This window comes from Marinobacter sp. (assembly GCF_041690615.1).
GTDB lineage: Bacteria > Pseudomonadota > Gammaproteobacteria > Pseudomonadales > Oleiphilaceae > Marinobacter.
Genome location: NZ_JAWLGY010000003.1, coordinates 37,647 through 58,777, shown reverse-complemented (window position 1 = coordinate 58,777; position 21,131 = coordinate 37,647). Strand labels below are relative to the sequence as shown.

Genomic DNA, 21,131 nt, shown 5'->3' with positions numbered 1-21,131 from the left:
TGTGTACTGATTCTCGTTGAGGAAACGTCCCAATCATCAGCTTGAAAGGAACCAACATCCGGGGTTGTGGAGTGGCCGCGCCGCGTATTCAACAATGAGGAAACGGGTTGCAAAGAACGACATGTGTGGGGCAAACTCATCGTTCAAAGTCGCTGACTAAAACCAATGGAAACGGAGTTAACATGGCGCAGGTTAGTTTGCAGTTCGAAGAGATCACAGAGAAAACACAAGCAGCTCACTATAGCGATGGCTGTTCAGGAGGCCGGAGCGACTGCTGCACAAGAGTTTGCACTCGGAACGAAGCCAACTCCGATGAGAATAGCCTTGCAGAATGGGATCGTTACCTGGAGGTTAACGCAGGAGTAATACAATATTAATAATCCAGCATGACCTCTATTCTAGACAAAAGGTTCCGCATAAAAGACTCTATCGACATTTATATTGACGATAGAGTCGAAGAGCGGACAAAAATCCAATTTTATAAAATAAACACACGAGAAAAGATATCAATCACTGCTGACAGACAGGTCACCGAAGTATTACGACGTCTTTCTGGAGTTGCACCTGTACAAGAGGAGTTGAATGAACTTGGCTACACTTTCGATGAAGTGGAAGCCATCAATCTTTTCACGTTTCTTGCACAAAAAAACGTAATTGAAGAAATCACTAAAACCCCACCTCCCATAAACAACCATTTAATTGATCGATACCTAAGACAGATTAATTTTTTTGATAACTTCTTTGATCACGTAACAGGCTACGAAGCACAAAATAAGTTACTCAACACCAAGTTAACCATCATTGGAGCTGGAGCGGTAGGATCAAATATCGCGACACAGTTAACAAGAGCCGGATTGGGAGCGATACAAATCATCGATCCTAAAGAGCTTTCCGAAGGCTCAATAGAACGCCATTCATTTGCGACACGCCTTAATATTGGGGTACCCAAGGTAACCGCCCTAAAAGAACACCTTGAGCAGATAAACCCTGAAATTCGTATCACAACAAGCAGATCACTGCTCACCCCAACCACAAATCTAGATGCACTTATAGATGAAGACACGGATCTTGTAATCAATACAGCAGATGAGCCTTATATTGGTCACACTTCCACAAAGCTTGGGCGATATCTTTGGCCAAAACAACTGCCGCTGTACGTGGCCGGTGGATTTGATGCACACCATATGAGTACCGGCGAATTCATCATACCCGGAATTACGCCTTGTATAGACTGCTGTTCCAACACCTTCAGAGAAGCCCTTAAAGATTGGAAGCCAACATATGCTAGCGACCAGATTAACACTAAAAGCAGGCCTAACCCAATCGCAGAAGATTCCTTTCAAAGTATTGGCGGCAGCTACGCCCAATCTTTATTCTCAAGTAGCCATGCGTCCATCAGCATCATTTCTTTTATTATAAAAAAGGACAAAAACCTACCAAAACTATCCAAACGGGGCGAATACCTCATCAACCATGGCACCATGACCTGGTTTGCAATGCAGAAGAATGAGAAGTGCAATGTCTGTGGAATACTCTGATTATTTAAAGCTCCGAGGTTCTGTTGCTCTAGTTTCCGTCGGAAACACTATTGAGTTTTTCAAAACGAACACCCGTGACTCTACAAAAGTCGCCATCAATTACGAAGGAATGGAAGAACTACTACTTCAGTTCACCGGCGACAGGAATCTGAGAGAAATATGTGACTCGCATAAAGACATAGAAGGAGAGACATTAAAAGATTTTTGTGGGTTTCTTAACTCCAAAAAAATTCTCATAAATTCTGATGCTTCATACTTACCAACTGTCGAGAAACGTTTTGGGAGACTTATTGGGTTAATCGAAGATTATCTCCCAAGAAAATCCCTAGTCATTGAGGCTTTAGCTAATTTAAGTACTTCAAAAGTAATGATAGTCGGCATGGGCGCTGTCGGCACTTGGGTTGCTGAAGGGTTAGCTAGAGCTGGAGTAAAAAACTTTCAACTTGTCGACGATGATATTGTAGAGCCCTCAAACCTCCACCGTCAAAATTTCTTTAATTATCAGGTAGCTAAAACAAAGACTTCAGTAACAAATGAAAGGCTACTAACCCTTGGCGCAGAGAACGTTGAAATTTTCGACACGAAAATCGATTACCATTTTTTCTCAGAGATTCCCCCAAGTGCTGACCTAATAATTAACTGCGCCGATTTTCCAAACGTCGATATTACAACCGATATCGTAGCCCGTTACTGCATGGCGAACGGCATCCCGCATATTGTAGGTGGTGGTTACAACCTGCACCTAACATTAGTAGGACAAACAATAATTCCAGGACTAACAGCCTGTGCAAAGTGTTTCGAGATACACATGCAGGCACAAAATCAGGATGATATTTTTGGAGTCAAAAAACTGAATCGAAGAAACCGAAAAATTGGTAGCTTTGGCCCATTAACAAGCCTTTCTGCGTCTATTACCACAATAGATTCGATAAAAGTATTAATAGGGGCCTACGAAGATCTCACAAATAACAATACTCGGATAGAATTCAGACTTAATGAAATGGATTTCCAGAGAGAGCCGATCCCGAAAAACCTACAATGTCCTTGGTGTGGAAAAGATGGCATTTTTTCAAGGAATTTATAATTATGCGGAACACTCTTACGTTAACGGGAGTATCAACCAATAATCTAAAACATGTTTCTTTAGAGCTACAATACGGTACGATGGTAGGCATTACAGGTGTAAGTGGTGGAGGAAAATCTTCGCTGGCTTTTGATACACTATACAAATTTTGCCGAGATGAGTTTGAGGCGATCCAAAGTGGCTACGCTGCTAACCCCAATTATAGAATTGAATCTTCAAGCGGCATTATACCTGCTGTCGGGCTACAGCAAATTAACCAGAACACCAACCCGCGCTCTACGATTTATAGCTACCTAAGCCTAGCATCAAAAATTACCTTCTTCGCCCTTGATCGCAATGGATTGCCATGCCCGCGAAAACTAAAAATTACAAATCCCCTTAATCAATGCAGAAACTGTAACGGACTAGGACATACGAGCACTTATTCTCTCCGGAAATCGATAGACTATAACAAATCAATCTTAGAGAACCCATTCCTACCTTGGCAATCCAAAGGCTCAAACAAGCTATACTCTTTACTAATAGATTATGCAAATAAAGAAAGAATCCCGACAAACCTACCTTTTAAGAAACTAAGCCTATTCGAACAAAATAAACTTATTTATGACATTTCTAGCGAGAAGATGAAGGTATCTTTTCAAGCCAACGGCAAACGAAGGATTCGCTCCTTAAATTACGAAGGCTTAGCGATTTATCTTGACCGGCTACATACTTCAAACAATAAATCTGACCATCTTTCATTAGATGGCTTTCTAGATAGTCACATTTGTGAAAAATGCTTTGGTTCCAAAGTCGAACCAGAAATAGGAAACAATATTCATCTAGGAAGCCTAACCTTTTCGGAATTTTTAACTAAGCCCGTAAGTTTTATTAATAAAACTCTCGCACCACTAAATGAATACCACGGGTCACCTCTAAAATCACTCCTGGAAGCTTTAATAGAGGCAGGTTTAGATTATCTACATCTGGGGCGTTCCATTCCAAGCCTTTCAGGCGGTGAACTTCAAAAACTGAACTTTGCAAAGATGTGCGCCTCAAGCATCCATGGCATACTTGTTGTTCTTGATGAAATTTCAGCGGGCATTCATCCAAATGACTTTATGCCGATCATCAAACAAGCTCATGAAATTAAGAAACGAAATAATACTATAGTTCTTATTGAGCACAACGAGTTCTTCCTGCAACATTGCGATAAGGTTGTTTGGGTAGGCCCTGAGCCAGGAAAACTCGGCGGCTTTATCTATGCCAATCACGCGCCTACACACGAAAAAATACAGCTTAGTGAGTATATGCCTCCTCAGGCATTCAGTGAGTATAACTCCATAAAAATAAACAACATTGAGAGCATAAACCTTAGGCTTCCGAAAAATACTGTTACAGCTTTGGTTGGTCCCTCCGGGTCCGGAAAATCCTCTCTCGCGCGTTATCTATCAAACACAGATTCGAAGGTTATTTTTATAGATCAATCTCCAATAAGGGGGAATATTAGAAGTACGGTTTCAAGTTACCTTGGTTTGAGTAAGCCTCTGGCAGAATTCTACTCAAAGAACCACGGTCAAGATTATCGGAATTTCTTACCTTCCGCAGGTTACCCTGCTTCATGTGAAGAATGCGATGGTACAGGCACCATTAAATTCCAGCGTGGCTATGAATCTGCTTTGATAATTGATTGTCCAAAGTGCGAGGGCAAACTATTTTCCCCCACCGTCAACAAATACCTGTGGAATTCTTTGTCGATTTCAGAGATATATGATTTAAACATAAAGGAGCTACCTAAAAACCTTGATTGCATCGCCAGGTTAAAAAATGCACGAAAAATTCTAGATAATATTGGTTTAGCTCATCTATCGCTTAATCGAAAAACGAGCACATTGTCAGGTGGCGAGTTAAAACGCTTAAAGATCACTCAGCATTTCCTGTCACGCTCACTAAGTGAGCGCATACTATTTATTGATGAACCTGGCGCAGGCCTTGACAGCCTCTCTATAAACAAACTTATGAAATTTATCGTTAATCAAAAACAGGATATCAAAGGTCTTGTTCTAATAGATCATAAGCCTCAGGTCTTTGCTCAATGTGAATATATTATCGAGATGGGACCAGGCTCAGGTCCTGAGGGTGGAACAATCGTTTATGAAGGAGACCCTCACGGATACTACCAGAAATATAATAAAATATTAAAGCGCTTAAGTTTAGATAAGGATTGATGATAGCAACCGAAGACGTTTCTTTGAAAGCTAGCCCCTTCAACGAAAAGTATTTGTGATGCCTAAAAACGAACGATTTCGAGCAATTCAGCTGCACGCTCTTCGTGGTTGATCTAGAGCCCCCCGGGCCTTCAGAAGCTGAAGCTGTTGAGGAACATCGATGGCGGGCTTGGCGAACTGCGTCATGCCTGTTTTCTCCAGGCATAAAAAAACCCGCTCGATTTGTGCGTGACTGCCGAGGCAGACATAGGCATGACGGTTGTATTGGCACCCTGATTATGCAAGCTCAACCTGTTCCCTCATCGACTCTGGAACCAAAAAATCTAAATGATATCACCAAGCGACGACTTCGAAACAAGGAGAGGCTCGACAATGGGAGTTCGGCCCTTAATCCATTCACTATCTTCCTTTACCGAAAGGTCGCCTACCAGCTTGTAGCCTTCAGGCTTTTATAAGGAAAGGTAAATTGACTCCCAGAAAAAACCGTTCTACTCTTTCTCTGCGCTTATCTGCGGTCGGCTACCGAGCTTGATGCTCACTTTTCCGCTCCCCTCTGCTGCACGGGAGGTTTCAGCTGCAGATTCCAATCAGATTTTGTATCTGGAGCGCACCTATTGTGAAACCTAATCCTATGAAATGGAGAAAACCATGTGCAGGATTGATGCGCCCTACGGCGATCGCTACCTCGATGAAAAAAGTGATCCCACTGAACGTTTTCTTCAGGCGCTCGACGAGTCTGAAATCGACGGTCAGTCCCGCTCACTGCTGACCAAACATTTCTCTGACAACTGGAATCGCATATTCGGATCGGCGACGGATCTGGAAAAGGTTCTTAGTACCGCCCAGCATGAGACTTCAGATCAGAAGAAATGTGCTGCAATTCTCTCTTCCGACCGCTTGGCTCAGAAACTGACCATGCAGCTCCTGAACAAGCACCCGATCATGAACCAGCGCAACGAAGTCGCTGATCATGGCTCAGAAGTATCTCTTTTTGCTCAAGAAATCGCTCAAACACTCTTTTCGGCATCGCCATACTCACTGTACAGCGCTCTCAATAATTTGGGCACCACTGCATCTTTAACAGTGTCCTTCGACTGGTTTGTCACCGCACTATACGGAGAAGAGTTCTGTTTCTCCCCGACGCTGTTCGACGATCCTGCGCTCGTTGCTGAAGACGAATCGACAAGGAACGAAATACTCTGGGGCTTCTTTAACACGATGTCCCAGTATGAGGACGGATACCGGAGCGACCTGGCAAGCATGTGCGGCCTCCAAATTAAGAACCTGGTCTCCCTCGCTTCATTGCAGTTGCATGAGGGACCGCCAAACCTCGGTTCTTCCAAACTCCTTCAGGGGATCCGATTCCTGAAAGCCTGGGTCGCATCCGATGCCGCAGCAGGAAGACTAGCCAGCATAAACGAGGGAGCATTCCGGAAACTGGAGCTTGAGTGGTCGAACTTCGAGTCGACACTTCGCTCTTTCGATTCTTCCGATTGCGCTCAGCTCGACGTGTCCCAGGCGACCGTTTGGCTGGACAAAACCAGAATCCAATTTTGGGAGGCTCTATGCCTCCATATGGATCTAACCTCTGCAGATGATCAGCAGATTGAACAGTGGGCTTCACTACTTAGTCTCTGCTTTACGTCCCTCAGCATTCGCTATTCAGAAGTTCTGACGAAGTCGGTTGAGGAACGGGAAATTCGAGAGAAAGAATACCTGGAACATATCTGTTCCGAGCTCACAGACTACCAACTGAAAGCTTGGATACGTTGGTCGATTCGCAAAGACTTCGGAGCAGCACTACGCCTGGCAGAAAGAACTCCGCTCGCGAGAGAATTCTGCGGCAATGAAAGCAGGAAATGGTGGGCGACCGAATACTCAGCCATCTGGAAAGCTCAACTTGAGGACGAGCTCAGCAACCTCGATATCGAGACTAAACTGACAGTCCTTTCCGGCGCATTGCGCAGTCTTCCCAATGAGGCCGCTGCCCGCGAGTACCGGGATTGGTGGGATGACCTTCTTGAGCAATTAATTCAAGATCCCCATTTCCCGCCTGCCCTAATGCCGCAGTGGTCGATTTCTGCAGCTGATAGACTGGACAACGACCTAGTGCTTCCCTACATCGATAAAAGCGTCGGGTTGCTTCGAGGAGAACTGTCCAACGGCGCACAGCCACACCATCACAAGCAGCTTGAGGCATTACTGAGAAAGTTGTCCTTTCTCAAGCCGTCAAAAGCGTTGCGGCATCGACTCATGTTGATGCGTTCATCAATAAAGCCACTTTCTGACGAGTCGGTTTCTCGCTTCAACCCTGTGAACAGCGAGAACTCCATTGATTGGTATTTGCCTCTGAGAGAGGCAGCATGGGACCGTCTGGCAAAAAGAACGAACCTGGGATCTCCTCTTAGCAGAGAAGAATACGAGCAAGCTGCACTGGAGTGCTACGAGTCCTTTGCACTCGAATTGGTTGAATTCTGCCTGAGCCGCCTTCGCCTCCGGAAAGGAGAGAAGCCCAAAGCTGGCAAATACAATGCTAGCCAAGTAACTGAAAAATCGCCCATTTGGCGACAAGGGTATTTGAAGGCTTTACTGGAACTCGGCCTTGATCCAAACGGGAAGGCCCATAAAACGGTCTACTTCACCAAACAGTTCGATCCTGATGAAAGTGTTCGAGCGGTTGCACAAGAGTGTTATCGGGCTGTCCGCCGAGAGGCCAAAAAGAACCGGAGCATCCAGGATTTCAAACGCGGACTGATTGCCGCTGAATGGTGGTTGTTGATGAGTCAACGGCTTGAACTCAATCTCGAAATTAACCACGAGGAAGCACTCAAGACCCGGCGCAACTTGTTGCGCAACCCGTAACTAACCGAAAACCTGACCCCAAATCCAAGTGGTGTACTGGAGCCTGATGCTCCTACCCTGACGCCCCGCGTCCGCCATGTAAAAACTTCACGGTCCGTAAAACGGATTCCGTCAAGGAGTATACGCATGCGTACGAACACCCTTATTTTTTCAGCAAACCGATCGGCCACACCTCCTGCCAAGGTCCCTGCGGTAGATGAACTCACAATAAACTGGCACGTCACGGAAGCCTGCAACTATAGCTGCCAGTATTGCTACGCCAAATGGAAAGACTACCCCAATCCGCGGGAGTTGTTTCATGACCGCAGGCGAACCCGCCAGCTGCTAACCGAGTTATTCCGATACTTTGACCCCACAAACACCAACAATCCGTTAGGTGAAGAACTCTCCTGGAAGACAGTACGCCTAAATCTCGCCGGCGGAGAGCCCTCGATCCTTGGCGACCGTCTGTTGGAAATTGCCCAGGTAGCCCGGGAAGTTGGATTTCAGCTTTCCATTATCAGCAATGGCTCACGACTGACGCGTTCCATGGTTAAGGAACTAGCGCCGCATTTGACCTGCCTGGGGATAAGCCTGGATTCAGAAAATCCGACTACCAACATGAAGATTGGCCGAGCCCTTCGAAGCGGACAACTCCTCGACCTTCAGGAGCTTGCAGGCCATATACGTCTGGCGCGCAAGATCAACCCCCGACTCACAATAAAGCTCAATACTGTCGTGAACCTCCTGAATGCCGGAGAGGATCTCAGCGATTTGGTTGGAGAGATACGCCCCCAACGCTGGAAGATCCTGCGCATGCTCCCGATTGTTGACCGCTCGTTAGCGATCAGCAACGAGGAGTTTGTCGCCTTTGTTCAAAGGCATCGCGCTTTCCAGTCGGTTCAATGTGTCGAGGACAATCGAGACATGCGTGAGTCCTACCTCATGGTCGATCCCTTCGGGCGCTTCTTCCAAAATCACCCCTCATTAGCCGGAGGGTACCTATACAGCGATCCCATTCTAGCCGTTGGCGCACAGGCCGCATTCTCGAAAATGGCATTCGATTCGACCAGCTTTCAATCCCGCTATACAGGCGAGCTGGGAGGCAGACAGTGAAAAGGTACAGCTCGAACAAAGATTGGAACGTCGTCATCAGACGCCTCGTCAAGCTAGGGTGGAGGTATCGTTGCGGTGGCAAGCACGGACGACTAACCCATCCCGACTGCTCAAAAACACTCATTGTTTCGAATTCACCGAGCGACCACCGAAGCTTGAAAAACTTCATGCGAACTGTCAGGTCGACCCGGGGCTAGATCGAAAGAGCCATCAGCCATATGCAACATGAAGCTCTCTGGACCTCCTCTTGGAGGGGGTCCACGGGCAGATTGCGATCGAGGCCATATAAATGGATCAACTCGCTGAGAGTACTGACGCGCCCCAAACCATTAAGATTCAATCTCGACTTCCGGCCGCTTTTCGGTCGCTTCCATCCCTTTAATGCCAATAAAGTTGATGGGCTATTCGCCCATTATCGTTATTTCCTTCTAACGAAAAGCTGCGCATCCAAATTTGCCAGTGTCCGGATTTCGGACACTGATTTCTTAACAGTTGCGAACTTAGCTCTAAGGCGTAGAATCGTCGCATCAATGGGTAAAAGCATTCTTAGGGCAACGATCAAAGTCCGGTTCCCGGACACCGAATTCTTATCAGCCTTGTGCCCAAAGTCGTCGTTAATCGGTCATAATATTGATATATAGGGATTTTTTATGACCCACAGTTTTGGCGCAAGCAATTGAACATACAGATTTTTGCCGATTAAGACCGCTTGCCATCGGCCTGAGCAAGTGCACTCCGGAGGCAGAGGTCAGAGGTTCGAATCCTCTCGGGCGGGCCATTATTTTCAAAGGCTTGCGTGAAAACGCAGGCCTTTTTTGTGGCTGTGTACAAAATGTGTCCATGGTTATTACGGCGCTTCTCCCGCTAGCTGATCAGGGCACTCTCACACACCGCAGTGACGCCCAGCGCCCTAACACCTGTCCAGAATGCCAAAACCTGCCTAATCCCGTTAATCGCCGAAATCAACGCCAAGCATTTTCACCATTCCAAAGAATACTGTGCCCTAGAGAGAAGAGGGCAGAGCACACTTTTAATTATAGCGTCATTAGTTGTTCATGCGTTCTTAGCCTGAGTGTCACATGATAACGCGAATCTAATGTCTCCTGAATTTTGAGTAATGGAGGCGTAACCTCATGTTTAAAAGTTTCAAGCTACTCGCAAGCTCTATTCTATTGTCACTTTCATTTGTCATTCCAGCTGCTAACGCTGAAACCGTACGTTTGGCAGTCACCGACCTGGTCGGGCTGGAGGAGCTTCAGCGAGAATTCGGTGCCTTTCGTGACAAACTCTCTGAAGTCACCGGCTACGACATTGAATTTACCCCGGTTACCAATCGTACGGCGGCTGTTGAGGCACTTCGCTTCAAGCAAGTCGATTTCGTACTGACCGGCCCCGCGGAGTATGTCGTTATGCAGAAACGTGCGGATGCAAAGGTGGTTGTCGGTTTCTCGCGTCCTGACTATTTCCCGGTCATTGTCACCATGGCGGACTCTGGCATTACCAATGTCAAAGATCTTGTTGGCAAGCGTGTTGCCATGGGCAGCGTCGGATCTACTTCCCGTCACCTTGGTCCCATTCAGGCCCTTGCGGACGGTGGGATTACCCCCATGGAAGACCTGGAGCTGGTGCACACCAAAGTCCCGGTACTTTGGGAATCACTCAAGCGAGGTGATGCTGCTGCGGTTGGCATGAACCATACAGAGTTCCGTCGTCTTCGTACCCAGGAAATGGAAAATGGCGGTCACCAGCCTGGCGCTTTCCGCGTAATTGCCCGCGGACCAGACCTTCCCAACGACCTGTTGATGGCAGGCAGCCATGTCAGTGATGAGATGATCGACCGTCTGCGTGATGGCTTTGTGAATCACTCTGACGAGCTGATCAATTCTATTGTCAACGGCGGTGGCACTGACGTCGACAAGTACACCGGCATGCGCTTCATCAGCAATATCAAAGACAGCGACTACAACTATGTTCGGTCCATGTACGCCACGATCGGCTACCCGGAATACTCTGATTTTGTTGGCGACTGATCGCCCATAAGCCGGACGTGCAGGGTCGTTAGCGACCCTGCCGTTTTCGTCTCAGATATTTCGTTTTGAAGGACACCCGCTATGAATCCTGTCGCTCAACCTCTGGTGCAATCACACCTTGTTGCACCGTCTATGGTATCCGATTCCCTCCAGGTTGAAGGGTTGTCGAAGCACTTCAAGGGTACGGACAAAGCTGTGTTTCGTGATGTGAGCTTCAGCATCAATGAAGGCCAGTCGGTTGCTCTGATTGGCGCCAACGGGGCTGGAAAAAGCACACTGCTCAGGTGCTGTGTCAGGCTGATCGAACCGGATAGCGGAAAGGTCAGTCTCTCCGGTGAGGATTTATCTGGCAAATCCGGCCGGGCCCTGAAAAAGGCTCGCAACCGCGTCGGCTTTGTATTCCAGAAGCACTGCCTGGTGCCGCGCCTATCAGCACTGACCAATGTTCTGCATGGCAACCTTGCCCATTGTTCCGGGCCTCGCAACTGGGCGCAAAGCCTGGCGCGCCAGGAAGACCGGCAAAGGGCCATGGATTGCCTGGAACTTGTCGGGCTGGCGGATTTTGCCTACCAGCGCTGCGACCAACTTTCCGGTGGCCAGTCACAACGCGTTGCCATTGCCCGGGCATTAATGCAGGAGCCGAGCATCCTGTTCGCCGATGAGCCCACTGCCAGCCTGGACCCGCAATCCGGCGAGCTGGTTATGGAACTGTTCGCCCGTTTGTCGCGGTCACGCAATCTGACGGTGTTTTTTGTTTCCCACCACGTTGAGCATGCCCTCCATTACGCCGATCGAATTCTGGGGCTGCGCTCATCAGAGCTTCAACTGGACAGTGCCAGTCATTCAGAGAGCACCGCCAGCCTGAGAGAGTTCTATGCCTGAGCCAAGTCAGATTCATCCCGCATCACCGGTGCTACGCGGGCGCTTTCAACGGCCTTCCTGGCTGAGCAGCGGGCTTTTTGCGCTGTTTCTCGGGTTCTTTCTCTGGTCTCTGGCAGGCGCGGGCATGTCCCTGCAAAGCCTTATCCAGGGTCTGCCCAATATGGGAACCATTGTTGGTGAGATGTTCCCTCCGGCCACCGATCGGGCGACACCTATCCTCGCCGCAATAATTGTCACCTTTCAGATGGCGTTAGTGGGCACCGTCATTGGCGTGGTCCTGAGCATACCCATGGCGCTGCTAGCCGCGAGGAATACCTCACCCCATCCGCTTGTGCGTTATGTGACCCGCTCAATCATAAGCTTTGTGCGCACGGTACCCGACCTGGCGTGGGCGCTGTTTTTCGTCGTGTCGGTTGGCCTTGGTCCATTTGCAGGAACCCTGACCATCATCGTGGACACCATCGGCTTCTGTGGCCGGTTCTTTGCCGAAGCTTTTGAAGAAGTTGATCCCGGTCCGTCGGAGGCACTGGATTCCATAGGATCCAGTCCACTGGACCGCATCGCGGTGGTACAGATACCCGGGGCTCTCCCCAGCATGATCAACACCGGACTGTTCTCCCTCGAAAAAGCCGTGCGTTCATCGGTTGTGCTTGGGCTGGTAGGTGCTGGTGGTATTGGTGCCGAACTGGCCGTTTCGATGGAGATGTTCCGCTACGACCAGGCCGCTTTCATCATCTTCGCAATCTTTATCCTGGTTTATGTCGTCGAGCATTTTTCCTCCCGCATGCGTGAGCGGCTCCTAAACCAAATTCGATAGGAAGTAAGTTTCATGAAGACCTCCACACAAACAGGTCCGAACGCCGGAAACACCGTGTTCATCAGAAATGTGCACCTGCTGCTGTCTGGCGGCTGGCAAATGGACACCTGCATGCAGGTGACTGACGGCATCATTACCGCACTCGGAAACGACGCCGTGCAGGGTAATGCCAACGTAATTGATGCGGCCGGGGGCTATCTGCTACCAGGGATCATTGATCTTCACGGTGATGCTTTCGAGCGCCATATCACACCTCGTGCAGGCACTTTATTCCCGCTCGAACTGGCACTTGCCGCTAACGATGCCAGCCTGGTTGCCAACGGAATCACAACTTTCTACTACAGCATCACCGACGGTTTCGAGCCAGGCCCCCGCAGCCGGGATACCGTGCGCAAACTGCTGCTGGCACTCGAAGAGCTGATGCCCAGGTTCAGCTGCCAGGCCAGGGTGCATATCCGCCACGAGAAAGTGAATACTGAAGGCCACGAGGAACTGACTGAATGGCTCCGCAATGGGCGCGTTCATATGCTGTCGCTGAACGACCATTTGCCGGAGCTTGATAACGAACGTGCCGTGAAACGGTATATTGCCGGTCTGCAGCGCCGGGTAACCATGGATGACGACACTACCCAGGAATTCCTCAGCAGCCTGCAGGGCCGCCGGGAACTGGGCGAGGAACAGACCCGGATGTTGGCCAGCCTGGCGCTGGCATCAGGTGTCAGCCTCTCTTCCCACGACGATCACGGTCTGGACGACGTCGCCCGCAATGTCCAGCTGGGCACCGCTATTGCTGAGTTCCCGATGGACGCAGAAACCGCCCTTGAAAGTCGCAAATCCGGTATCTCCGTGCTGATGGGCGCACCCAATCTGGTTCGGGGCGGCTCCCATGTTGGCGCGATCAGCGTGCGGGATGCCATAGCGGAGGGCCTGGTAGACATTCTGTGCAGCGATTATCACTACCCCAGCTTGTTTACCGCACCGTTTGTAACAGCCCGGCAAAATCTTTTGCCGCTGGCGGACGCCTGGAAAATGGTCAGTGAACACCCGGCCCGGGCAGCCGGTATGGGTGACCGGAAAGGACAAATTGCGCCGGGTTATGACGCTGACCTGTTGTTGCTCAGTGAACTGGATGGTTCGCCGCTTTCGTTGCAGGCAACCTTTGTAGCCGGAACCCCGGTATATCAGCGCGATGGCCAGTGGCAAAAACAACCCCGGGGAGCTGGGGTGGTGGTTTCATGACAGGACCTGAAATCGCCGGAGACAACCAGGTGCCGTTACCACGCCATCAATGGCCGCGCTGTCTGCTCGCACTGGATGCACGGGAAGTTAGAACGGCAGCGGAGCAGTTCGAACAGGCCTTCCGGATTGAAGACGTGCAACTGCCACAGTCCGGGCTGGGTCTGATGAAAATCCGCGATGGCGCTCTGGGCGAGCTGTATTTCCCGGGTGAAATACCCCTGGCTACGGCGAGGGTTCGAATTCTTGCCGCAGACAAAACCTGGTATGACGGTGCTGCCCAGGTGATGGACGACCGCGCCAGCCTTGCCAGGGCCATCGCGGTGCTGGACGGGGTGCTGGCAAACCAACTGCGGGGACATGAGACCGTTATCCCTTTGTTGCACAAGGGCCAGAATCATCTTGCAGCACAGGCGAAAGAGCGTAAAGCGCTGCTGGAAACCACCCGGGTGAACTTCTCGACACTGGGCCATTACGAGGAGGACGACCATGCCTGAACCATCTTCTGTAGCACAGTCGCAACCGCGACAGGCGGGGCCGGATCTCCTGCGGTTCTGGCACTCCACCATGCAACAGACTCTGTTCCGGAACCTGTTGAAAGCCTTCAGCTACCCCGGTGAATCCGTCTGGCTGGCGGAAAAAGACAGTGCGGTGGCCATATTGGCGACACTGGTGGATGCCGAAACCTCGCTCTCAGACCCTCACCAGTTGCTGAGTGACCTCACTAGAACCCGCCTTAATGCGCCCCTGACTGGCCCTGAACGAGCCGGTTATGTGATTGCCCGGGGCGACTTTGCGCCCGACTTTGAGCCACAGTTGGGCAGCCTGGAATCGCCGGAGACCGGTGCCACTGTGGTGGTGGTTGTGAATTCGCTTGTCGACGGTCCTTGCTGGCAACTTTCAGGGCCCGGTATCAAGCAATCCCGGCGTATCAGGGTTGGCGGCCTGGATGGGGCCTGGCTAAACGCACGAAATAACTGGTGCGGCGGCTTTCCCCTGGGTGTTGATCTGGTTCTCACCGATCAGCAGCATTGCCTGGCGCTGCCCCGCACCACATTGATTGAAGATACGGGGGCAAACTGATGGGTTACGTTGCCATTAAAGGCGGTGGCAAAGCCATTGCCGGCGCCCACACTGCAGTAGAAAGCCTGCGCACAGCCGAGGGTGAGGACGGATCATCCTTACGGTTGGCTTCCATCGAACATCAACTGCGCCTGCTGACATCCCGGGTGGTCTCGGAGGGTGGCCTCTACCACCCACGGCTTGCGGCCCTGGCAATCAAGCAGATGCACGGTGACACCCTTGAAGCGGCCTTTGCACTGCGGGCCTATCGGTCCACCAAGCCCCGGCTGATGGAAACCCCTGCCCAGTCCACATCCGGAATGCGTCTGATCCGGCGCATATCCAGTGCCTTCAAGGATATTCCCGGGGGGCAGATGCTGGGGCCGACCATGGATTACGCGTTGCGACTGCTCAGGCTGGATCTTGCAGATGAGTCGCAGGAAACCTTTCGTCAAGTTTCTCGCCGGTTCATCAAGGATGCGCCCAACAGTGCCCTTCCCGACAGTTTCCCGAAAGTGGTTGATGCGCTGCGTGAAGAAGGCCTGCTCCCCCCGCAACCGGACAGGCCGGATAGCCCTTTCGATATCACCCGGGAACCACTGGTCTTCCCGGTTCCGCGATCGGCGGCGCTGGCGACCATGGCACGGGCGGAAACCGGATCGCTGCTGGCGCTGGCGTATTCCAACGTGCGTGGTTACGGCAATGTGCATCCCACCATCGCAGAGCTGCGGGTGGGTTACGTACCAGTGATGCTGCCACACCCGGTGACGGGCGAGCCCACCGAAGCCGGTGAAGTCCTGATGACGGAGTGCGAAGTCGTGGCGACCCAGGAAGGCGCTGAATCCGGTGAGCCACCGCTGTTCTCTCTGGGCTATGGCGCCTGTTTCGGCCATAACGAAGTCAAGGCCATTGCCATGGCTATTCTGGACCGGGCGTTGCAAAAGGGCATGCAGGACGGCCCTGACTGCCCCTCGGAAGACCCTGAATTTGTGCTGTTGCATGTGGACGGGGTGGACTCCATGGGCTTTGCCAACCACTACAAAATGCCTCATTACGTCACTTTCCAGTCGGAGGTGGACCGCCTGCGGAGCAGCCAGGAAAAAGATGCGGCACACACAAAGGCACAGGGAGCGGAATCATGAACCCGGGTTACGAACTGCCTGTTGATGATGTGAGCTACAACTTTGCCTTCCTGGATGAATTCGCCAAGCGTGAAATCCGCCGAAACATCCTGAAAGCCATTTCGATTCCAGGCTACCAGACGCCTTATGCTTCTCGGGAAATGCCAATGGGGCGAGGGTTTGGCACGGGTGGTCTGCAACTGACCCTGTCATTGCTCGGCGCCGGCGACACCCTGAAAGTGATTGACCAGGGTGCCGATGATTCCGTGAACGCCGTTAACCTGAGGCAGTTTGTAGAACTGACCTGCCCCGGCGCCAACACCACGGAACGGGCAGCTGAAGCGAATATCATCCAGTCCCGTCACCGGATACCGGAAGATCGGCTGACCGCCGACCAGATACTGGTGCTTCAAGTGCCAACACCGGACCCGCTGACCATTGTGGAACCCTCCGAGGCGCGCCGGAAAATCATGCACGGCGAGGGTGACTATGCACCACTTCTGACCAAACTGTACGAAGATATCGTCCAGTTTGACGAAATTGCCATATCGAACCGCTATCCAACCCGCCTCAATGGCCACTATGTGATTGATTCCAGCCCCATCCCCCGTTTCGATGTGCCAAAAATGCACCAGTCTGCCGCGCTTATCCTTCTGGGGGCCGGGCGGGAACGCAAGATTTATGCAGTCCCACCGTTTACGGATGCGGTTCCACTGGCGTTCGAAGACGTCGCCTTTCGCACCGAGGCCTTCCTGGACTCGACAGGCAACCGGCGCCGGTGTGATCGGTGCAACAGCGTCACCTCCTATCTGGATGAAATTATCCATCCTGACGGGTCGCGCCACTGGCAGTGCTCCGATACCGGCTACTGCAGTGAGCGGTGCGCCCAACTCAAGGGTGCAGCGTGCGAAGAGGCCAGGTCATGAAGAAAATACTGGAAGTAAGGGGGCTGAGCAGGATTCATGGCCCGGGCTGCCCGTTATGTTTCGAAAACACCGGTGCCGAGGCGGAAACCAATGTATGTGCCAGCTGTGGCTCGGTGGTGGCTGCCCAGAATGTCAACCTGGACCTTCATCAGGGTGAAATCCTGGGTATTGTTGGCGAATCCGGCAGCGGCAAGTCCACGGTGGTGAAAACCCTGTTTTTCGATGCCGAACCCAGTGCCGGTGAAGCCCGTTTTTTTGATGGCGACCAGCAGCTGGATCTGTTTTCCCTGAACGCTGCCCGTCAGCGTTGGCTGCGCAACCACCGGTTCGGCATGGTGTACCAGAACCCCAATCTTGGCCTTAATTTCAACGTGTCCGCTGGCGGCAATATCGCCGAGCGTTTGCTGATGAGTGACGTGGCAAACTACGCCAGCATCCGCCAGCACGCCCGGGATCTGCTGACTCGTACAGAAGTGCTGGGCGAGCGGATGGATGAATCCCCCCGCCGGTTTTCCGGTGGTATGCAGCAGCGTGTACAGATCGCCAAAGCCCTGGCAACCCGTCCACCCCTGTTGCTGCTCGATGAGGTGACTACCGGGCTGGACCTTTCCGTGCAGGCCCGCATTCTGGACCTGATTCTGGAAATCCAGCATGAACTGAATACCGCGATGATTGTGGTTACTCATGATCTGGGCGTCATACGGTTGCTGGCAGGGCGAACGCTGGTGATGAAGTACGGACAGGTGATCGAAAGCGGCCTGACCGATCAGGTGCTGGAAGACCCCCAACACGCCTACACCCAACGGTTGGTGGCGTCCGCCCTCTAAGGAAAGCCTTTTATGAAGCCTCTTCTTGATATTGATGGCCTCAGCAAAAATTTTCAGCTTCACGAACAGCAGAAGCTGATCCCATCCTGCAGCGCAGTCAAAGTGACGGTTTATCCGGGCCAGCTGACGGCACTCACAGGGCCTACCGGTTCAGGCAAGTCTTCCGTGCTCAAGTGTATTTTCCGCACTTATCTGCCAAGCTCCGGGCGCATTATGTACCGCGATCAGGAGGATAAAGTCATCGACCTGGCGCAGGCGTCTGAATACCGGATATTGGAGTTACGTCGCCGGGACATAGGCTTTGTGACGCAGTTTCTGCATTGCCTGCCCCGCAAAAGCGCGCTCGACATCACCATAGAGCCATTACTGGCCAGGGGTGTCAGCCAGCAGGAAGCCCAGAGGCGCGGGCGCGACCTGCTGGCACAGTTACAGGTGCCCGAGCGCTTGTGGAGCCTTCCGCCAGCGACCTTTTCCGGCGGGGAAAAGCAGCGAATCAATCTGGCGCGGGGGTTGGTTGCCCGGCCAAGATTGCTGCTGCTGGATGAACCAACGTCCAGTCTCGATCCCGGCACCACGCAGAGCGTGGCCGAGCTGATCGACACCATCAAGCAGGAAGGTGTTGGCATACTGGCGATATTCCACCACCCGGAGCTTGTTCAGCGCCTGGCAGACCAGACCGTCAGGCTACAAGCGCCTGCGCCGGTGATGCCGGAACCATGCTGACCGGTCTTCAGCGGGCGGGGTTTCCACTGGCCATTGCACAAACGCTGACCTGGGCTTCGCTCTACTACAGTTTCCCGGCGCTGCTGCCGACCTGGCAGGCCGCCCTGGGCTGGTCAAAATCAGAATTGTCCGGGGCGTTCACGCTGGCACTGGTGGTTTCCGCCGTAGCGGCACCCCTGGCGGGGGCTCTGATTGATCGTGGCTATGGTCGCGCCGTTCTGGCAGGGGGCATGACGCTGGGTGCATCGCTACTAGTGGCGTTGCCAGCGGTCGGTGAGGTGTGGCACTTCTACCTGATCTGGGCGGGTATCGGCCTTGCCATGTCGGCGAGCCTTTATGAGGCCTGTTTCACGGTGATAACACGGATTATTGGCAGCCAGGCACGGCAGGTGATTACCGTAGTGACCCTGCTTGGCGGTTTTGCCGGTACCCTGGCGTTTCCCGCGGCACATCTGATGGCGGAAACCTTTGGCTGGCAGGCCGCGGTAAGAATATTCGCCGCAGTGGTGCTGTTCATCAGTGTACCTTTTGCCATTTTCGGTCTGGGCTGCCTTCGATCCTTTGCCGAGACGCTGGAGCCTGCAAAGCCTGGAACCGCCGGAAAAACCATGGCACAACCAACGTTCTGGATGCTTGGCGTTGCCTTCTGTGCCATCGGGTTCGCTCATGGAGCCATTCTCACTCACCTGTTATTCATTCTTCAGGAGAGCGGATTATCGGTATGGCTTGCGGTTGTGGTGGTGTCGATGATTGGCCCCATGCAGGTGGTGGGCCGGGTGTTCATGATGTTAACTGCGGGTCGGGTCAGTACCTTTGGCGTCGCGGTTGCCTGCTACACGCTGATGATAATTGCGACGGCCGCCCTGCTGGCAACCCGGTTCAATATCTGGATGGCCTTCGTGTTTGTGGCTTTCCATGGCGCCGGATACGGTGTGGCGAGCATTGTAAGGCCGGTGATGACAGCGGAGTTGCTGGGCCGGCAGAGCTTTGGTGCAGTTTTCGGGATGCTGGCTATTCCTTTCATGATGGGTTTTGCGCTCGGGCCAACCGTAGCGGCGCTGGTTTCCGAGCTTGCCGGATATCACACTGTAATTGTTGGCGCCGGCGTTATTCTGGCCGGTGGGCTAATAGCCATTATCGCAGCCAGGTCCATGGCACCAACCAATACCGACTTTCATGACGTAAGGAGGGCTGAGGGATGAAAGGACGACTGATATACGTCATTGGCGCCTCCGGAAGTGGCAAGGACACTCTAATCAAAGCTGCGGCCAATGCCTTGGCAGAACATCCCGGTATCCGCTTTGCCCGGCGCTGTATTACCCGACCGGCCGACCCGGATGGGGAAAACCACCTGCCGATGACCAGGGATGCTTTCAATGCCCGGGTGCAACAGGGCCAATTTGCCATGCAATGGTCGGGTAACGGACACGATTATGGTATCGGCATGGAGATCAATACCTGGTTGAATAATGGCAATACAGTCGTGGTGAACGGCTCAAGGCTGTGGCTTGCAGAAGCCTTTGCCCGTTATCCGGATCTGGTTCCGGTGTTGATCGAGGTGTCTCCTTCGATACTGCGCCAGCGCCTGCAAGAGCGCGGCAGGGAATCGGCCGTGGAAATTGCGGCCCGTTTGCAGCGGCATCAGCAGATTCAGCCGCAAATCGAGCACTGCATAGTGATTAATAATGATGGTGCTTTGAGTGAAGCATCACGGGCATTTATCGAAGCAATCCGCCAACCGGTCAGAGACACAGCATTATGCAGATAACCTTCACCGGGACCGCCGGCGCCGGTGGCGTTCCACGCTACGGCTGTGAATGTGCGGCCTGTGTTCGTGCCAGGCAGCAACCGGAATACCAGCGCCTGCCTTGCTCGGCACTGATTGAAACGGATCAGGTGCGGTTATTACTCGATGCCGGCCTGATGGACATTCATGATCGGTTTCCGGCGGGTAGTCTGAAGGCCATTGTTCTGACTCATTTTCATGCAGACCATGTGCAGGGGCTTTTTCATTTGCGATGGGGCAAAGGGGCACAGCTCCCCGTGTTCTGCCCGCCAGATCCCGACGGCTGTGCCGATCTGTATAAAAACTCCGGCATACTGGATTTTCGGCACCTTGAGGCCTTCAAGCCGTTTGAAATCGGTGACCTGAAAATCACACCCTTACCTTTGAATCATTCCAAAATTACTTACGGGTACGCCATTGAAGCCGAACGCGGACAGCGGTTTGCCTACCTGACCGATACAATCGGCCTGCCAGAAAGCAGCATGCACTTTCTCCAGTCTTGGGGTCCTTTTAGCATGGCGATAGATTGCAGCTACCCCCCAAAGGCTCACTCTCCCGCCAATCATAATGACTATAACGTTGCCTTAGATATCATAGATAAGGTCAGGCCCCAGAAAAGTTGGTTAACTCACCTGAGCCACGAACTGGATCGTTGGCGAATTGAAACTAATTGCAAACCGGAGAGCAATCTCGCTTGGGCCGCAGACGGTCTTATAGTGCAAGTTTGAAAGACAGCTGCAATTGGGCCCGCATCTTTCGAGAACCGTAATACGACGGTTCCAAGTGCTGCTGACCAATCAGGTACATCAAATCGAGACCCTCCTGACACTGATCGCGAGGGACGTAACACTACTCTTGAGGGCGCCCTCCGGAGGTCAGGTTCGAATCCTGACGGGCGGCCATATCCCGCAAAAGAGCCCGCCATTGAGCGGGCT

Annotated in this window: 18 protein-coding genes and 1 tRNA gene; all 19 read left to right on the top strand. The window is 52.1% G+C overall.

What is annotated here, in order from left to right:
* The first annotated feature begins 386 nt into the window (after positions 1 to 386).
* The 19 genes from ACESMZ_RS03120 (at position 387) to phnP (ending at position 20,924) form a co-directional block, all read left to right on the top strand.
* The gene (locus ACESMZ_RS03120; RefSeq protein WP_372972188.1) at positions 387 to 1,538 is read left to right on the top strand and encodes a HesA/MoeB/ThiF family protein; all 1,152 of its coding nucleotides are present in this window, start codon (positions 387 to 389) and stop codon (positions 1,536 to 1,538) included.
* Entirely contained in the window at positions 1,519 to 2,622 is a 1,104-nt protein-coding gene (locus tag ACESMZ_RS03115; RefSeq protein WP_372972187.1) for a HesA/MoeB/ThiF family protein, read from the top strand. Before ACESMZ_RS03120 ends, ACESMZ_RS03115 begins: the two co-directional genes overlap by 20 nt.
* 2 nt (positions 2,623 to 2,624) lie before the next feature.
* Positions 2,625 to 4,829: an ATP-binding cassette domain-containing protein gene (locus tag ACESMZ_RS03110; protein ID WP_372972186.1), complete on the top strand. Its 2,205-nt coding sequence runs from the start codon at positions 2,625 to 2,627 to the stop codon at positions 4,827 to 4,829.
* 648 nt (positions 4,830 to 5,477) lie between these two features.
* Entirely contained in the window at positions 5,478 to 7,691 is a 2,214-nt protein-coding gene (locus ACESMZ_RS03105; RefSeq protein WP_372972185.1) for a hypothetical protein, read from the top strand.
* A 126-nt stretch (positions 7,692 to 7,817) separates the two neighbouring features.
* Complete coding sequence (locus tag ACESMZ_RS03100) at positions 7,818 to 8,786, top strand: viperin family antiviral radical SAM protein (RefSeq protein WP_372972184.1); 969 nt, start codon at positions 7,818 to 7,820, stop codon at positions 8,784 to 8,786.
* A gap of 705 nt (positions 8,787 to 9,491) precedes the next feature.
* A tRNA-Arg gene (locus tag ACESMZ_RS03095) sits at positions 9,492 to 9,564 on the top strand.
* A gap of 355 nt (positions 9,565 to 9,919) precedes the next feature.
* Positions 9,920 to 10,816 (top strand): phosphate/phosphite/phosphonate ABC transporter substrate-binding protein, encoded by an 897-nt coding sequence (locus tag ACESMZ_RS03090; RefSeq protein WP_372957800.1) that lies wholly within the window; start codon positions 9,920 to 9,922, stop codon positions 10,814 to 10,816.
* Positions 10,817 to 11,011: 195 nt separating this feature from the next.
* Positions 11,012 to 11,698, top strand: coding sequence for a phosphonate ABC transporter ATP-binding protein (locus tag ACESMZ_RS03085; protein WP_372957799.1), 687 nt, complete (start codon positions 11,012 to 11,014; stop codon positions 11,696 to 11,698).
* Positions 11,691 to 12,515, top strand: a complete 825-nt coding sequence (phnE, locus tag ACESMZ_RS03080; protein WP_372957798.1) for a phosphonate ABC transporter, permease protein PhnE — start codon at positions 11,691 to 11,693, stop codon at positions 12,513 to 12,515. Before ACESMZ_RS03085 ends, phnE begins: the two co-directional genes overlap by 8 nt.
* Positions 12,516 to 12,527: 12 nt before the next feature.
* On the top strand, positions 12,528 to 13,754 hold the full coding sequence (locus ACESMZ_RS03075) for an alpha-D-ribose 1-methylphosphonate 5-triphosphate diphosphatase (RefSeq protein ID WP_372957797.1): 1,227 nt from the start codon (positions 12,528 to 12,530) through the stop codon (positions 13,752 to 13,754).
* Positions 13,751 to 14,248: a phosphonate C-P lyase system protein PhnG gene (gene phnG, locus ACESMZ_RS03070; protein ID WP_372957796.1), complete on the top strand. Its 498-nt coding sequence runs from the start codon at positions 13,751 to 13,753 to the stop codon at positions 14,246 to 14,248. Before ACESMZ_RS03075 ends, phnG begins: the two co-directional genes overlap by 4 nt.
* A complete protein-coding gene (phnH, locus tag ACESMZ_RS03065; RefSeq protein ID WP_372957795.1) occupies positions 14,241 to 14,834 on the top strand; it encodes a phosphonate C-P lyase system protein PhnH in 594 nt (197 codons plus the stop codon). Before phnG ends, phnH begins: the two co-directional genes overlap by 8 nt.
* Positions 14,834 to 15,955, top strand: a complete 1,122-nt coding sequence (locus ACESMZ_RS03060; protein ID WP_372957794.1) for a carbon-phosphorus lyase complex subunit PhnI — start codon at positions 14,834 to 14,836, stop codon at positions 15,953 to 15,955. Before phnH ends, ACESMZ_RS03060 begins: the two co-directional genes overlap by 1 nt.
* The gene (locus ACESMZ_RS03055; RefSeq protein WP_372957793.1) at positions 15,952 to 16,860 is read left to right on the top strand and encodes an alpha-D-ribose 1-methylphosphonate 5-phosphate C-P-lyase PhnJ; all 909 of its coding nucleotides are present in this window, start codon (positions 15,952 to 15,954) and stop codon (positions 16,858 to 16,860) included. Before ACESMZ_RS03060 ends, ACESMZ_RS03055 begins: the two co-directional genes overlap by 4 nt.
* Complete coding sequence (locus tag ACESMZ_RS03050; protein ID WP_372957792.1) at positions 16,857 to 17,687, top strand: ATP-binding cassette domain-containing protein; 831 nt, start codon at positions 16,857 to 16,859, stop codon at positions 17,685 to 17,687. Before ACESMZ_RS03055 ends, ACESMZ_RS03050 begins: the two co-directional genes overlap by 4 nt.
* Positions 17,688 to 17,699: 12 nt before the next feature.
* Entirely contained in the window at positions 17,700 to 18,410 is a 711-nt protein-coding gene (gene phnL, locus ACESMZ_RS03045) for a phosphonate C-P lyase system protein PhnL (RefSeq protein WP_372957791.1), read from the top strand.
* A complete protein-coding gene (locus ACESMZ_RS03040; protein ID WP_372957790.1) occupies positions 18,404 to 19,612 on the top strand; it encodes an MFS transporter in 1,209 nt (402 codons plus the stop codon). The genes phnL and ACESMZ_RS03040 overlap by 7 nt, the downstream gene beginning before the upstream one ends.
* Positions 19,609 to 20,178, top strand: coding sequence for a phosphonate metabolism protein/1,5-bisphosphokinase (PRPP-forming) PhnN (phnN, locus tag ACESMZ_RS03035; RefSeq protein ID WP_372957789.1), 570 nt, complete (start codon positions 19,609 to 19,611; stop codon positions 20,176 to 20,178). Before ACESMZ_RS03040 ends, phnN begins: the two co-directional genes overlap by 4 nt.
* On the top strand, positions 20,169 to 20,924 hold the full coding sequence (phnP, locus tag ACESMZ_RS03030) for a phosphonate metabolism protein PhnP (protein WP_372957788.1): 756 nt from the start codon (positions 20,169 to 20,171) through the stop codon (positions 20,922 to 20,924). Before phnN ends, phnP begins: the two co-directional genes overlap by 10 nt.
* The last annotated feature ends 207 nt before the right edge of the window (positions 20,925 to 21,131 follow it).

What these genes read in the sequence shown, in the direction of transcription:
- ACESMZ_RS03120 (WP_372972188.1), top strand. Translation starts at nt 387, where the DNA reads ATGACCTCTATTCTAGACAAAAGGTTCCGCATAAAAGACTCTATCGAC.
- ACESMZ_RS03115 (WP_372972187.1), top strand. Translation starts at nt 1,519, where the DNA reads ATGTCTGTGGAATACTCTGATTATTTAAAGCTCCGAGGTTCTGTTGCT.
- ACESMZ_RS03110 (WP_372972186.1), top strand. Translation starts at nt 2,625, where the DNA reads ATGCGGAACACTCTTACGTTAACGGGAGTATCAACCAATAATCTAAAA.
- ACESMZ_RS03105 (WP_372972185.1), top strand. Translation starts at nt 5,478, where the DNA reads ATGTGCAGGATTGATGCGCCCTACGGCGATCGCTACCTCGATGAAAAA.
- ACESMZ_RS03100 (WP_372972184.1), top strand. Translation starts at nt 7,818, where the DNA reads ATGCGTACGAACACCCTTATTTTTTCAGCAAACCGATCGGCCACACCT.
- ACESMZ_RS03090 (WP_372957800.1), top strand. Translation starts at nt 9,920, where the DNA reads ATGTTTAAAAGTTTCAAGCTACTCGCAAGCTCTATTCTATTGTCACTT.
- phnE (WP_372957798.1), top strand. Translation starts at nt 11,691, where the DNA reads ATGCCTGAGCCAAGTCAGATTCATCCCGCATCACCGGTGCTACGCGGG.
- ACESMZ_RS03075 (WP_372957797.1), top strand. Translation starts at nt 12,528, where the DNA reads ATGAAGACCTCCACACAAACAGGTCCGAACGCCGGAAACACCGTGTTC.
- phnG (WP_372957796.1), top strand. Translation starts at nt 13,751, where the DNA reads ATGACAGGACCTGAAATCGCCGGAGACAACCAGGTGCCGTTACCACGC.
- phnH (WP_372957795.1), top strand. Translation starts at nt 14,241, where the DNA reads ATGCCTGAACCATCTTCTGTAGCACAGTCGCAACCGCGACAGGCGGGG.
- ACESMZ_RS03060 (WP_372957794.1), top strand. Translation starts at nt 14,834, where the DNA reads ATGGGTTACGTTGCCATTAAAGGCGGTGGCAAAGCCATTGCCGGCGCC.
- ACESMZ_RS03055 (WP_372957793.1), top strand. Translation starts at nt 15,952, where the DNA reads ATGAACCCGGGTTACGAACTGCCTGTTGATGATGTGAGCTACAACTTT.
- ACESMZ_RS03050 (WP_372957792.1), top strand. Translation starts at nt 16,857, where the DNA reads ATGAAGAAAATACTGGAAGTAAGGGGGCTGAGCAGGATTCATGGCCCG.
- phnL (WP_372957791.1), top strand. Translation starts at nt 17,700, where the DNA reads ATGAAGCCTCTTCTTGATATTGATGGCCTCAGCAAAAATTTTCAGCTT.
- ACESMZ_RS03040 (WP_372957790.1), top strand. Translation starts at nt 18,404, where the DNA reads ATGCTGACCGGTCTTCAGCGGGCGGGGTTTCCACTGGCCATTGCACAA.
- phnN (WP_372957789.1), top strand. Translation starts at nt 19,609, where the DNA reads ATGAAAGGACGACTGATATACGTCATTGGCGCCTCCGGAAGTGGCAAG.
- phnP (WP_372957788.1), top strand. Translation starts at nt 20,169, where the DNA reads ATGCAGATAACCTTCACCGGGACCGCCGGCGCCGGTGGCGTTCCACGC.